Source organism: Niallia laureatilytica (assembly GCF_046613985.1).
Taxonomy (GTDB): Bacteria; Bacillota; Bacilli; order Bacillales; family Cytobacillaceae; genus Niallia.
The window spans coordinates 1-15,315 of record NZ_JBKKHP010000020.1 but is presented as its reverse complement, the minus strand read 5'-3'; the positions used below and the strand labels follow the sequence as shown (position 1 = coordinate 15,315).

At 39.7% G+C, this 15,315-nt stretch carries 9 protein-coding genes and 2 riboswitches; all 9 genes read left to right on the top strand.

Going from position 1 to position 15,315, the window contains the following annotated elements:
• The first annotated feature begins 25 nt into the window (after positions 1-25).
• The 9 genes from ACLIJJ_RS25460 to ptsG all read left to right on the top strand — a co-directional run bounded on the left by ACLIJJ_RS25460 (position 26) and on the right by ptsG (position 15,093).
• Entirely contained in the window at positions 26-1,930 is a 1,905-nt protein-coding gene (locus tag ACLIJJ_RS25460) for a putative bifunctional diguanylate cyclase/phosphodiesterase (RefSeq protein ID WP_237940609.1), read from the top strand.
• 201 nt (positions 1,931-2,131) lie between these two features.
• On the top strand, positions 2,132-3,559 hold the full coding sequence (locus ACLIJJ_RS25455) for a TerD family protein (protein WP_233318974.1): 1,428 nt from the start codon (positions 2,132-2,134) through the stop codon (positions 3,557-3,559).
• A gap of 76 nt (positions 3,560-3,635) precedes the next feature.
• Positions 3,636-4,595, top strand: a complete 960-nt coding sequence (locus tag ACLIJJ_RS25450) for an AAA family ATPase (RefSeq protein WP_233318972.1) — start codon at positions 3,636-3,638, stop codon at positions 4,593-4,595.
• A complete protein-coding gene (locus tag ACLIJJ_RS25445) occupies positions 4,595-5,803 on the top strand; it encodes a DUF58 domain-containing protein (RefSeq protein ID WP_411411885.1) in 1,209 nt (402 codons plus the stop codon). Before ACLIJJ_RS25450 ends, ACLIJJ_RS25445 begins: the two co-directional genes overlap by 1 nt.
• Positions 5,800-8,031, top strand: a complete 2,232-nt coding sequence (locus tag ACLIJJ_RS25440) for a transglutaminaseTgpA domain-containing protein (RefSeq protein WP_411411877.1) — start codon at positions 5,800-5,802, stop codon at positions 8,029-8,031. Before ACLIJJ_RS25445 ends, ACLIJJ_RS25440 begins: the two co-directional genes overlap by 4 nt.
• Before the next feature lie 217 nt (positions 8,032-8,248).
• Positions 8,249-8,350, top strand: a riboswitch (purine riboswitch).
• 232 nt (positions 8,351-8,582) lie between these two features.
• Positions 8,583-10,133, top strand: coding sequence for a glutamine-hydrolyzing GMP synthase (gene guaA, locus ACLIJJ_RS25435; protein WP_233318968.1), 1,551 nt, complete (start codon positions 8,583-8,585; stop codon positions 10,131-10,133).
• Between the two features lie 180 nt (positions 10,134-10,313).
• A riboswitch (purine riboswitch) is annotated at positions 10,314-10,416 on the top strand.
• 131 nt (positions 10,417-10,547) lie between these two features.
• Positions 10,548-11,876, top strand: a complete 1,329-nt coding sequence (locus ACLIJJ_RS25430) for an NCS2 family permease (RefSeq protein WP_233318967.1) — start codon at positions 10,548-10,550, stop codon at positions 11,874-11,876.
• Positions 11,877-11,995: 119 nt separating this feature from the next.
• Positions 11,996-12,838, top strand: a complete 843-nt coding sequence (glcT, locus tag ACLIJJ_RS25425; RefSeq protein WP_233318965.1) for a glucose PTS transporter transcription antiterminator GlcT — start codon at positions 11,996-11,998, stop codon at positions 12,836-12,838.
• A gap of 191 nt (positions 12,839-13,029) precedes the next feature.
• The gene (gene ptsG / locus ACLIJJ_RS25420; protein WP_411411876.1) at positions 13,030-15,093 is read left to right on the top strand and encodes a glucose-specific PTS transporter subunit IIBC; all 2,064 of its coding nucleotides are present in this window, start codon (positions 13,030-13,032) and stop codon (positions 15,091-15,093) included.
• The last annotated feature ends 222 nt before the right edge of the window (positions 15,094-15,315 follow it).

Here is a 15,315-nt window from a genome sequence, read left to right as displayed (position 1 = left end):
AAAAAGACGCCTTAGGAGGGGGAAGATGAAAAGACTAAAAAATCTGCATAAATCAGATTTAAAGATACCGTTTATCTATTTACTCATTTCTGCATGCTGGGTTATGTTTTCATCTTATCTACTCCCTTATTTCACTGGCGATTTGCGAAATTTGGCATCCTATGAAATGCTGAAAGGCTGGATTTTCATCTGTGTTACAAGTACTATTCTTTTCCTTCTAATAAGAAGGGAAAGACTGAAGGATGAACAATCGAATAAAAGAATTTCAGAAGCTGAATTTAAATTTCGAACATTAGTAGAGGAGTCTTTGTTAGGAATTTATATCCTTCGTGAAGGAAGATTTGCGTATGTCAATTCTACTTTGCTTGCATTAAGCGGCTATCACAGTAAAGAGCTGCTTTGCATGCATTTTTCAGACTTGATTTTGCCACTTCATGAAGGGGAAGAAGTCGGTCTTTACAACAATAGAGCTGAACTTCAGCTTCAGAAAAAGGATGGCACGCTGTTGGATGTAGTGGTTCTTTCTCACAAATTAAGTGTGATACATAATGATGCACCTGCCATTATGGGTTCTATTCTAGATAATACGGAGAAGCGTAAATACCAGCGGAAATTGGAGAGACTGGCATTCTACGATCCATTAACAAACCTAGCCAACCGCCGCATGCTTAGCAATTCAATGAATGAGGCAATGAATAAAGCAAGAACAACAAATGAGAAGCTTGCGCTTTTATTTATAGATTTAGATCATTTTAAAGGTATCAATGACAGCATTGGGCACGATATGGGGGACAAGGTGTTAAAGGAGCTCGCAGATAGAATTGTTGGTTGTATCCCGAAAAGCGGACTTGTTTCTCGATATGGAGGAGACGAGTTTACTGTTATGCTTCCGGGACTTCAGTCTGCTAAGGAAGCGGAAAGGATTGCCAAAGATTTAATTTCCCTTTTTAACGAGCCGCTTCATATTGAAAATCAGAAGTTCTATATTACATTAAGCATTGGTATATCTATTTTTCCCGATCATGGAAAAGAGTTAGAAACTCTCGAAAAGAATGCGGATATTGCGATGTATTTTGCGAAAGAAAAGGGGCGTAATAATTCACAGTTGTTTACAAAAAGCATGAAGGTGTTTATGGTTGAGCGGCTTCACCTCCAGCATGAACTTAGAAAAGCAACAGAAGATATGGATAATCATTTCTTTCTTGTGTATCAGCCGAAAATTGATGTGTTCTTAAATAAGGTAATTGGAGTGGAAGCATTGCTGCGCTGGAATCATCCTGTGTCTGGTCTAATATCTCCTAGTCGCTTTATTCCTGTTGCAGAGGAAATGGGGACAATAGGTGCTATAAGCAATTGGGTCATTAATAAAGCTTGCAGACAATTAAAATACTGGAATGAACAAGGAATCAGCCTGACCATTTGCATCAATATATCACCTTTATTATTTCAGCAGGCTGATTTTGTAGACAACATTCTTGAGCCAATTTCGGAAGCAGGAGTAAAACCAAGCCATATCCAGTTAGAGATTACCGAAAGTGTGCTCACTAATTATCTTGATGAGGCGATAGACAAACTGAAATTGCTGAAGAGGAATGGACTTACAATTGCTATTGATGATTTTGGCACAGGATATTCCTCCTTGAGTGTACTAAGAAAAATGCCGATTGACCGATTGAAAATTGATCAATCCTTTATTAGAGATCTGCAGAAGGAACAGGATATTGTTGCGTTGATTATATCGATGGCGCATAAGCTTTCCATGCATGTAACGGCAGAAGGTGTGGAGACGGTGGAGCAATGCAGGCTTCTCCGAGATTTAAATTGCAGAGAGATGCAAGGCTACTTATTCAGTAAACCAATTACAGCAGTAGAAATGGAAGAATACTTAAAGAGGCGGCCGATTGCTGCTTCCATACAAGAAAGGCTCTGACAAAGTTGGAGCCTTTTGTTTTTGGAAAGAAGGAATCAGTTGCTTTTCTCGCGAATGGATACGGAAAAAGGGAACTTTTTGTTATTTTTGTACGTATATAGGCAGGTTAGAAAATTCCAAATAATAACGAACTCATGTACAATAAAAATAATACAATGGCACTGGACACAAGGGTGAATTAGTTGCTAAGGAGGAATAGTAATGGGCGTAATGCTTAGCAAAGGACAGAAGGTGGACTTAACGAAAACCTATCCAGGTTTGAGCACTGTAATAGTAGGGTTAGGATGGGATATCAATCATACAGGTGCTGATTATGATCTTGATGCTTCCGCATTTTTACTTGGGGGCAACAGCAAGGTTCTCAGCGACCAAGATTTTATTTTTTACAATAATCCGAGCGGAGCGGGCGGCTCTGTTATGTACAGCGGAGATAACAGGACAGGAGCAGGGCATCTTGACGACGAACAAATAAGAATTGACTTAAACAGGGTACCTCCGTCCATTCAGCGAATTGCCTTTTCTATTACCATACATAATGCATATGAAAAAGGGCAGAATTTTGGCCATATATCTAATGCATATGTTCGTGTGTTTAATGAAGGAAACCAAACAGAGTTAATTCGCTTTAATCTTGGCAGAGATTACACCGTGGAAACAGCAATTGTGGCTGCGGAGCTTTATCGCCATAACGGAGAGTGGAAGTTCAATGCAATCGGAAGCGGCTTCCAAGGAGGACTTGGTGCTTTATGCAGGAACTTTGGTGTAACGGTCGATGACGAACCAGCACCGCAAAATAGCTTTAATGCCCAGCCGCATAGCTTTGCTCCACCTGTGCAAAACCAGCCATACTACGAGAACTCGAACACCTATGCAAATACATACCCATCTAGCAGTGCTGGAACATATCCTCCTGTCAATCAGCCATCCTATGGACAAGCACCTTTTCATGGCGGCAATCAGCAGCAAGGCTTTGGCCAAAGCCAAACAGGGTATGGCGGTGACCATATTGCTTGCCCGAGGTGTAACAGCACAAATGTAAGAACAGGAGAGAAGGGCTTCGGATTGGGGAAAGCAGCTATCGGCGGCTTAATTCTTGGCCCAATCGGCCTATTAGGCGGATTTATTGGCAAAAATCAATTGAAATTTACATGCAACAGCTGCAGAAACACCTGGTCACCTTCTAGTACAGATTATGCGGAGTGGGGAAGACAGCAAAAGCAGAGAGCAAAGGAGCTGTTCATGCGCTTTAAAAGTCCGGATGTTCTTGATGCTGTTGTTGCCTCCTGTGCCCTTGTCAGCATGGCAGATGGCAGGCTGGACCCTGCCGAAGAACGGAAGATGATAGAGTTTATCCATCAGAGTGAAGAACTGCGAGTATTTGATACAAACAAAGTGCAGCAGCAATTTAATCATTTTGTAAGAAGAATGGAATATGACCAAATAATTGGGCGGGCTGAAGCTTTTAGAGCTATTGGGAAAGTTCGTTCCAAGCCGGAGGTTGCGCGGCTTGTGGCACGGTATTGTATATCTATCGGTTATGCAGACGGAAACTTCGACCAAAGAGAAAAGCAAACAGTTGCAGAAATCTGTCAGGAGCTTGGGCTTAATCCGAATGAATTTCTTTCTTAACAAAAATAGATAAAGGCAGAAGGATGGCTTGTTTCCGCGGCAATTTTTACAGGTACTTTTATATAGGAGGAGAAGCATGACAATCACACAAGAAGCTAATGGCAAAGTGAACAGAATAATTGAAAATATAGAGAAGGTAATGATTGGCAAGCGGGAAGTGGCAGAGCTAAGTTTGATTGCTCTGTTGGCACAAGGTCATGTGCTCCTCGAAGATGTTCCAGGCGTAGGAAAGACAATGATGGTTCGTTCATTGGCTAAATCGGTCGGCGCAAATTTCCGCAGAATTCAATTTACTCCAGACTTGCTTCCATCTGACGTAACTGGTGTGTCTATCTATAATCCAAAGGAAATGGAGTTTCAGTTTCTTCCTGGACCAATACTTGGCAATATAATTCTCGCAGATGAGATTAACAGAACTTCCCCTAAAACCCAATCCGCATTATTAGAGGCAATGGAAGAAAGCAGTGTCACCATAGATGGTGTGACACATAAGCTGAATAAGCCCTTTTTTGTTATGGCCACTCAAAACCCGATTGAATATGAAGGGACATATCCTTTGCCAGAGGCTCAGCTGGACAGATTTCTTTTGAAGATGAAAATGGGTTATCCAACACATGAAGAGGAGATGGAGGTACTGACAAGAGTCCAAACGTCAGCTCCTATTGAAGAATTGGAAAGTGTTGTTTCATTAGAAGAGCTGCTTATGCTGCAGGCAGAAGTGAAGAAGGTTTATGTTGATGCTACGATTAAGAAGTACATTGTCGATCTTGCAACAGAATCGAGAGCACATCGCAATGTTTATTTAGGTGTCAGTCCCCGTGGATCAATTGCCTTGATGAGAGCTGTTCAAAGTTATGCATTTGTTCAAGGCAGAGATTATGTTATTCCTGATGATGTTCAATATCTTGCCAAGGCTGTATTTTCCCATAGAATTATCTTAAAGTCAGAGGCTAAGTTTGACGGTATCTCTGCAGAGGATATAATGGGCGAGATTCTGGCAGCTGTTCAAGTTCCTGTCAGAAGGCTAGGTACGTGATGAACAGGATACTTAGAAGATTGCTTCGCATCTGGAAGTTACTTGTTTTGTTTCTGTTGGCAGGTGCAGCTTTTGCGTATGCAATGTTTCAAGGTGGGTTTGTCAGCTGGTTTTTGTTTTACAGCTTTTTGCCATTTGCCATATACGGAGCTTTGCTTGCTATGTATCCGTTAAAGGCTTGGAAAGCAGTAAGGAAAATTACGAAGCATGAATACACTGCGATGGAGAAAATGACAGTGGAGTTGGAGCTGACAAGATCGTCCGTGTTTCCCCTTTTTTACTTGGTGGTAGAGGATGTGTTCAGCACCAGCTTGAAAGAGCAGGCTTCAGGAAAAGTATTAGTCTTTCCTGGTTTTAAAAGGCGAATTGTTCTTTCTTATCATATAGATGCCGTACCAAGAGGAGAGCATCTGTTTACAGAGGTAGCTGTTAAAACAGGTGATCCGCTTGGCTTAATGGAAAAGGAATTAAAGCTTGCTTTGCCAGACCAGATTATTGTTTATCCAGTATATGAGGAGCTTTCCTACAAACCGTTTATGACACATTATGATCAAGGGGCGACAGTATCGAAGGAACGGGTCCAACGTGATACAACGATGGCAGTCGGTATTCGAGAATATCAGACTGGTGACAGATTTTCGTGGATTAACTGGAAGGCGAGTGCTAAAAGGGATTCTTTTATGACAAAGGAATTCGAACAGAAACAGTCACATGACATTTTAGTTGTACTTGACTGTGAAAAAAGCGAAAAATTCGAGACGCTTGTTTCGTTTACTGCTTCTTTAATTAGAGGGATTATTCGTAAAGGCGCACAAGCAGGTTTGCTTACGGTCGAAAAGGAGCGGACAACCTTTCCGATAAGAGGCGGGGAAGGCCAGCGCATTCTTCTATTCCATCACCTAGCTAAGTGTGAGGATGCATCTCCGCTTTCCTTGGCAAATGTGCTTGATAATGAAATGTCCTTATTGCAGCAACAAGCCACCTTGTTAATCACTACAACAAACTTGACGAAGCAGCTTGTTGAAAAGACTAGCTATCTCGCTAATAAACGCTATCAGGTAGCTGTTTTTCTTGTGAAGGAGGCAAATGAGAGCTTGACTCAGGAAGAAAGAAGCTTAAAAGCTGCGGCTTCTTCGAGGGGAATTATGGTTATACCTGTGTCTAAGGGAAGATTCAAGGATGCATTTTTGGAGGTGGCAACTAGTTGAGATCTATAGGAATTCATACGGCTATTTCTAATTTTTTGCTGTATGTGCTAGGTTTTTTTCTTATATGGGAATGGCTGCGGCCGATGGAGCAACTAACTAATACAGGAAATGTTGTCGTGTTTATCCTGTTTTTGCTTCTCTCACTTGTTATGGCCTATCTGCGTTTTCATCCTACTTTAAGCGGTATTATTAAAATTGGCTATATCCTATTTGTTTTACAATATTTGTACTATGGAAATTCCTTTTTTACATTCAACTGGATTGGTGCCTTTACAACAGAAGTAATGGATAATTTTGCGATTTTATTTGATACGAATTGGCCTGAATTAACCAATATGTTCAAAAGTCTGCTTTTCTTTATTTTGCTTTGGTTAATGTCATATCTGATTGATTACTGGCTGATTAAACGCAGAAGAATATTTACCTTCTTTCTATTAACGATGGTTTATATAACGGTTCTTGATACATTTACTCCATATGATGCATCAATAGCCATCATAAGGACAACTATCATAGGCTTTACAGCAATGGGCATGCTGACCTTCTATCGGATGAAGGATAAGGAAAATATAACTGACCGAAGATTCTTAGCATTAAAGTGGATGGCTCCATTGCTTTTCTTTGTTTTTGCTAGTGCGGCAATAGCATATGCAGCGCCGAAAGCAAATCCAATCTGGCCAGATCCTGTGCCGTTTATCCAGACAATTGGTGACAATGGTGGTGAAGGCGAAGGTAATGGCAACGGACCCCATCGAGTAGGCTACAGTGTGGATGATTCGAGGCTTGGCGGAGACTTTGAGCCGGATGATACATTAATGTTTCAGACTGAAGTTGAATCCTCTCATTATTGGAAGGTAGAGACGAAGGATACGTATACAGGTAAGGGCTGGGTTCAATCGGAAGAAGCAGTCACAATGAATGGACAAGACTTTCAGAGATTAGAAGGAGCTGGTGATATCCCGTTCGTATCTTTTGAGGAAGGCGACAGTGTAAAGACAGAAGCACAGGAAAGTACGGTTAACTTTGCACAGCCTTTTGATTATCTCTTATATCCTTTAGGAGTGACAGAAGCAGCTTCAAGTATGGATACGACGATGATTGTAGAAACAGGAAGTGAACGGATTTCCTTCGATTTTCCAACAGATTCCTATAGTGTGAGTTATGAAAAGCCTGAATACAGTTTAAGTACATTGACGAGTGCTGACATGAGCGGCTATTTAAGAGAAAATCCGGAGATAGCAGCAAGATATACGCAGCTACCGCAAAATTTGCCGCAGAGAGTCCTTGATTTAGCAGCTGAAATCACGAAGGATGAGGATAATGTTTTTGCAAAGGCAAGAGCAATTGAAAACTACTTTTCCGGAAATGGTTTTGTATACAGCCAAAGCGATGTGGCCATACCAGCAGATGATGAAGATTATGTCGATCAGTTTCTTTTTGAAACAAAAATAGGTTATTGTGATAATTATTCAACTTCAATGGTTGTGATGCTGCGATCTCTCGGCATTCCTGCAAGATGGGTTAAAGGATTTACTGAAGGTGAACTCATCAAACAGGAAAACAATAGAAGCCAATATGAAGTAACCAATAACAATGCTCATTCCTGGGTAGAAGCATATTTTCCTGGAGCTGGCTGGGTAACCTTTGAACCGACACAAGGATTCTCCAATGAAAATACGTATGTGAATGATGTTCGAAACGAAGCGGACACAAACACAGAAGAAAATGAACAAACCGAGCAGGAAGCACAACAGCAGCGGGAAGAGCAACAAGTACCAGAAGAAGAGACAGTAGCATCAGATCAGTCTGAAGAGAAATCATTCGGAAAGTGGTGGAATACAATTGCAAACTTTGCTGCTGAAAGATGGCAGTGGCTGGTTGGCGGAGCTGTTCTAATCATAGCCATGAGCTGGATACTGTTCTGGAAGAGACATAAGTGGCTGCCTATATTTTATATATGGAAATACAAGCGCGGGAAAAAAGGCAATGACTTTGAAAAAGCCTATTTAACCTTGCTCAAAATGCTCAAGCTCTCAGGTTGGGGCAAACAAGACAACATGACATTGCGGGAATATGCCAAATACATTGACCATGTTTTAAAAACGAATGAAATGGCTGTTTTGACTGCCAAATATGAGGAGCTCTTGTATAAAGGGAATAGTCAGGACAATAATTGGACGGAATGGAAGGAAATGTGGGAAAGGCTGATTAGAAAGACAGCAGCTTGACCTGTTGAAAGGAATTCAACACATTTTTATTGGGGTGTTGGATTCCTTTTTTTATAGCATTTATCAGATTAGAATGATAAAAGGATCTGCCAAATAGAGGAAGTTATTAAATGAAAGCAAACTACAAAAGTATGAATAGAATGACTTGGTGAATTGTGTGAAAATTTAATCAAAACAACAACACCTTGACCAGCAATTCGACATGTTGTTACAATGTTCTAAACTAATAAATTTCCTTCATATATCCTCGATGATATGGTTCGAGAGTCTCTACCGGGTCACCTTAAAGGATCCGACTATGAAGGCAGATGGGTCTTATTTTTATATGGTGTGTGTAAACCATTGTAATAGTAAAAGACTAGAATTCTGCCTTCGTTTTTATTTGAGGCCGAATTCTAGTCTTTTTTATATGAAGAAATACCTTTTTTGCTGCTATAAAATAGTCTTTTTCAATGTTTTTTGCTATGGCTTTTCGTTTTATAGCATGAATAAGCAAAAATGTGAAAAAATAGTAACAATGAGCTTTTTAATAGATTAATGAGGTGAATAACATGGGGAAAACAAGCATTCAAGACCAACAAATGATTGTCGTTCTTGATTTCGGCAGTCAGTACAATCAATTAATCACAAGAAGAATTAGGGAATTTGGCGTTTATAGTGAGCTTCACCCACATACAATTACAGCAGAAGAAATCAAAGCGCTAAATCCAGCGGGGATTATCTTCTCTGGCGGACCTAATAGTGTTTATGATGAGAATGCATTCGGCTGTGACGAGCGAATCTTTGATTTAGGGCTGCCAATCTTCGGTATTTGCTACGGCATGCAGCTGATGACAAAGCATTTCGGCGGTAAAGTTGAAAAAGCGAAGCACCGTGAATATGGAAAAGCTGAAATCAAAATCGAAAACAGCACAAAGCTTTTCTCTGATCTGCCAAGTGAGCAAATCGTGTGGATGAGCCACGGAGATCTTGTAGTCGAGCAGCCTGAAGGATTTACAGTAGACGCAATTAATCCTTCTTGCCCAATTGCTTCTATGAGCAACGAGGAAAAAGGTCTTTATGCTGTTCAATTCCATCCTGAAGTGCGCCATTCCGTATACGGAAATGAACTGTTGAAAAACTTTGTTTTCGGTGTATGTGGATGTAAAGGCGACTGGTCAATGGAAAACTTCATTGAAATCGAAATGGAGAAAATCCGTCAAACAGTTGGAGACAGAAAAGTTCTTTGCGCACTTAGCGGCGGGGTAGACTCCTCTGTTGTTGCTGTTCTTATCCATAAAGCAATCGGCGATCAGTTGACATGTATCTTCGTTGACCATGGTCTATTGCGTAAAGGCGAAGCAGAAAGTGTTATGAAGACTTTCACAGAAGGCTTCCATATGAACGTAATCAAAGTGGATGCTAAAGAACGTTTCATGTCTAAATTGGAAGGTGTCAGCGATCCAGAGAAAAAACGTAAAATTATCGGTAACGAGTTCATCTACGTATTTGATGATGAAGCAAGCAAGCTTGAAGGAATTGACTTCCTTGCACAAGGAACGCTTTACACAGATATTATCGAAAGTGGTACAGCAACTGCACAAACGATTAAGTCCCACCATAATGTTGGCGGACTGCCAGAAGATATGCAGTTCGAACTAATCGAGCCATTAAATACATTGTTCAAGGATGAAGTAAGAGCATTAGGTACAGAGCTAGGAATAGCTGATGAAATCGTTTGGAGACAACCATTCCCAGGACCGGGTCTTGGTATCCGTGTATTGGGCGCAATCAGCGAAGATAAGCTGGAAATCGTTCGTGAGTCTGACTACATCCTGCGTGAAGAAATTAAAAAAGCAGGCTTAGACCGTGATATCTGGCAATACTTCACAGTTCTGCCTGACATCCGCAGTGTTGGTGTAATGGGTGATGCGCGCACATACGATTACACAATCGGAATCCGTGCAGTTACATCTATCGATGGTATGACATCTGACTGGGCACGTATTCCATGGGAAGTGCTTGAAGTTATTTCAACAAGAATTGTTAACGAAGTGGATCATGTTAACCGCGTCGTTTATGATATTACAAGTAAGCCACCTGCTACTATTGAGTGGGAATAATAAAGGTTGCCTAAGGGAACGGTCCCTTAGGTAATTTGGTATAATAATTTCCAAATTAATCTAATAGAAATATCCAAACACGAACATTAAGAGGTAAAAAGTAAGCGAACGTTTACAAAAAAATATCCTCTTAATGTTCGTTTTTCGTATTGACGAAAAGAAAACATGCTGATAAACTAAATTTGCAACTAAAGAAATACTCGTATAATTATGGGGGATATGGCCCAAAAGTTTCTACCGAGCTACCGTAAATAGCTTGACTACGAGGTTGTGTATATAAAGGGATACGTATTAGAACTTTTATTCTTTATTATCTAATCCCTGCTATATTTCACAAACCCTAGTCAACGCTCCTACGATAATGGAGTGTTTTTTTGTTCTTATTGAATTGGAACATGAAAGGGGAAAAAAAGAATGAAAAAGTTTTTCAAATTTGAGGAACTGGGAACGAATTACCGTAAAGAGTTTGTTGGTGGTTTTACAACGTTCCTAGCAATGGCATATATATTGGCGGTTAACCCATTTACATTAACACTAGGCGATGTAGCAGACTTGCCGGATGCGCTTCGTATGGATTACGGTGCAGTGTTTGTGGCAACGGCATTAGCTGCAGCAGTTGGATCTCTTATCATGGGATTGTTTGCTAATTATCCAATTGCACTTGCACCAGGTTTGGGTTTAAATGCGTTTTTTGCATATACAGTTGTTTTAACACAAGGTGAGCCATGGGAATACGCTTTGGCAGCAGTATTTATTTCAAGTTTCTTCTTCCTGCTGTTGACGATTACCGGTCTTCGTGAAAAATTAATAAATGCAATACCAGTTGAGTTAAAGCTTGCAGTTGGAGCGGGAATAGGTTTATTCATTACATTCATCGGCTTGCAAAATGCTGAAATCATCGTCGACAATCCTGCAACATTAGTTCATATCGGTGATTTGTCAAAGCCTAGCACACTGCTGGCAATCTTCGGGATTTTCGTAACAATCATTTTAATGGTTAAAAAAATTCATGGCGGCGTATTCTACGGAATGATAATTACAGCTGTGGTCGGAATGATTTTTGGTGTTATTAATACGCCATCAGGTGTTGTATCAGCAGTGCCAAGTATAGAGCCGACTTTCGGTAAATTGTTCTCCGCTTTCGGAGACGGAGCATTCTATACACAAAGCATGCTTGTTGTTATTCTTACATTCTTATTCGTAGATTTCTTTGATAATGCTGGAACATTGGTTGCTGTAGCGAACCAAGCAGGATTAATGAAAGACAATAAATTGCCAAGAGCAGGTAAAGCATTGTTTGCAGATTCTATTGCTTCAATGGTAGGTTCTATCTTCGGAACTTCAACAACGACTTCTTTCGTTGAATCATCTGCTGGTGTTGCAGCAGGAGCTCGCTCAGGTTTTGCATCAGTTGTAACAGCAGGATTTTTCTTGCTTTCCCTGTTCTTCTTCCCGCTATTGGAAGTAGTTACATCTGCTGTTACTACACCGGCGCTAGTTGTTGTCGGAATATTGATGGTATCGTCTCTAGGGAAAATTGATTGGACTAAGTTTGAAATTGCAGTGCCTTCTTTCTTGGTAATCGTGTCAATGCCTTTAACATACAGTATTGCAACAGGTATTGCTGTTGGATTCATTTTCTACCCGATTACAATGCTGTTAAGCGGCCGCAGAAAAGAAATCAATCCAATCATGTATATTTTCTTTGCCATCTTTGCACTATACTTTGTTTTCCTTCAATAAGGAATAAGATTTTAAAGGCTGCTATTTTTAGCAGCCTTTTGTTATTTTTTCGTTGACTTACAAGTTCGACTTTAATAACATTAAATTACCTAGAAGTCTGTCGAAGTGAGGAAAAAATCATGCCAAATTTACTAGTGAAAAAAGCGCTTAATAATAATGTGCTTATTGGTGAGCATCCTTCATATGGAGAAGTTGTGCTAATTGGAAAAGGAATAGGGTTTAACAGAAAGAATGGTGACTCTATTGACGCGGATGTAGTTGAGAAACTTTTTGTTCTTCGCAATGAAAAAGAACAGATAAACTACCTGAAACTCCTTCCTCAAGTAGACAACGATTTGCTAGATGTTATTATTTCTTCTATAGAGCTTATTAAAAGCAAAACAAATGCGATGCTCAATGAGCATATTCATGTTGCGTTAACAGATCACATCATGTTTGCAGCTTCGAGATTATCAAATGGGCTTGTGCTAAATAATCCCTTTTTGATCGAAACGAAGGCTCTATATCCTTTTGAATATAAGATTGCTGAGGATGTAGTAAAGCTAATTAGTGAACAGACAAAAATTAATTTGCCTGTAGGTGAAATCGGTTTCATCGCTCTTCATATCCACAGCGCAATGATGAATAGAAATCTTTCTGAGGTTAACCAGCATTCTCAATTAGTGACACATCTTGTCAATTTAATTGAAGAACAGCTGGAAATCGAAATTGATAAAGACAGCATTGATTATATGAGACTAGTGCGTCATCTTCGTTTTACGATTGAAAGAGTTCATAATGGGGAAAAAGTGGATGAGCCAGAAAAAATAACTTCTCTATTGAAAGATGAATATCCGCTGTGCTATAATCTCTCATGGAAGCTCATTAAAGTGATGCAACAATCATTAAAGAAACCTGTATTTGATGCGGAAGCTGTGTATTTAACAATGCATCTTCAGCGACTTCAAAAAAAGGTTAAATAGTTATTATCTTATAAACGTGTTACTGATTCGATCAGGCATGAGTGAAAAAGATGATTGAACGGAGTTATTTAGGGCAATATATCCCTGAACAGCTTTTTTCAGTTACTTTTTACTCATGCCTTTTTGTTTTGCCTTTTGATAACGCTTTATGGGCTAGAAGAATTTTTTTAATAAAGTAGGAGGAAAAACGAATGTTTAAAAAGATTTTCGGTGTTTTGCAAAAAGTCGGAAAAGCACTTATGCTTCCGGTTGCATTATTGCCAGCTGCTGGTATTTTGCTTGCGCTAGGTAATGCGCTTCACAATGAAGCATTGCTAGATCTTGCTCCATTCTTAGATAATAGTGGAGTATCGATGGTAGCGTCCGTAATGGAAAACGCGGGTAATATCGTATTCAGCAACTTGCCGCTGTTGTTTGCAGTTGGTGTTGCAGTAGGTTTATCTGGCGGTGAGGGTGTTGCTGGTCTTGCTGCAATTATTGGTTACTTAATTATGAACGTAACAATGGGTACTGTTAAAGGCTATACAGCTGAATCTGTTAACGGTATCGATATTGCTAACGTACTTGGTATTCCAACGCTTCAAACAGGGGTGTTCGGCGGTATCATCGTAGGTATACTTGCTTCTATGCTTTATAACAAGTTCTATGAAATAGAATTGCCATCATATTTAGGGTTCTTTGCTGGAAAGCGTTTTGTGCCGATTATTACGGCAGGAAGTGCTGTTATCTTAGGTTTGTTAATGGTATTAATCTGGCCTCCAATCCAAACTGGTCTAAATGCATTCTCTCAAAACATGGTTAATGCAAACTTGACTATTTCAGCATTGATTTTTGGTATCATTGAACGTTCATTGATTCCATTCGGATTGCACCATATCTTCTACTCTCCATTCTGGTATGAGTTTGGACAATACACTACTGCTGCTGGTGATGTAGTACGTGGTGACCAACGTATCTTCATGGCTGAAATTAAAGATGGTGTACAAAACTTGACTGCTGGTACATTCATGACAGGTAAATTCCCGTTCATGATGTTCGGATTGCCAGCTGCAGCTCTTGCTATTTATCATGAGGCACGTCCAGAAAGAAAAGCAGTTGTTGGTGGTTTGATGGCTTCTGCTGCATTAACTTCTTTCTTAACAGGTATTACTGAGCCTTTAGAATTCTCATTCTTATTCGTAGCACCAGTTCTATTCGGTATCCATGCAGTATTTGCAGGTCTATCATTTATGACAATGCAACTGTTGGATGTTAAGGTTGGTATGACTTTCTCTGGTGGTTTAATTGACTATATTCTATTTGGATTAATTAACCCACAAACAAATGCTTGGATTATCATTCCGGTTGGTTTAGTGTTCGCTGTTATTTATTACTTTGGTTTCCGTTTCGCAATCCGCAAGTTTAACTTGAAAACTCCAGGACGTGAAGATGAAACTGAAGAAGAAGAAACTGCAGGCGGCACTACTAGCGACCTTCCATATGAAGTACTAGAAGCAATGGGTGGACAAGAAAATATCGCTCACCTTGATGCATGTATCACAAGACTTCGTGTGTCAGTTAATGACATTAAAGATGTTGATAAAGATCGTTTGAAAAAGCTTGGTGCTGCTGGGGTACTTGAAGTCGGCAATAACATTCAAGCAATATTCGGTCCTCGTTCTGAAACAATTAAAGGTCAAATGAGAGATATTATGAGCGGTAAAAGACCGCGTCCAGCTGCAAATGCTTCAATGGATAAAGAAGTGAAGCAGCAAATTGAAGAGGTAAATCCAAATGCTCTTAAAGGTGATGTTGACGGTGACGATTCACTTGTATCACCAATTAAAGGTCAGTTGGTGCCAATTACAGAAGTTCCAGATCCAGTGTTCGCTGGTAAAATGATGGGTGATGGCTTTGCAATCATTCCATCTGAAGGTACTGTTGTATCTCCTGTTGACGGGAAAATTGTAAACTTGTTCCCGACAAAACACGCAATTGGTATTATGGCAGATTCAGGCCGTGAAATCTTAATCCACTTCGGTATCGATACAGTGAAACTGAAAGGGGAAGGATTCGAAACTCTAGTAGGGGAAAATGACGAAGTTAAAAAAGGTCAGCCTCTATTGAAAGTAGACCTGGACTTCATTAAAGAAAATGCAACATCAACAACAACGCCAATTATCTTCACTAATTTAGCTGAAGGTGAATCTGTACAGATTAATAAACCAGGCGATGTTGATGTGAATGAAGAAGATATTATTTCTATCGTGAAATAAACTTTTTGAGAACCCGGCTGTTATTGCTGGGTTCTTTTTTATATATATAATAGAAGAAAGTGTTTTATGAATGATTTTTTTAAAAAGTTATGTTGACTATTGGGTTAGATGGTGATATTATATGAAAACAGCGTCTTTGAGGAACATCTTGTAAAAAAATAAGCTGTTGACTTTGAAGAAAAATGCTGGTATTATTTAAAAAGTCACTTCTAACAGTGATTT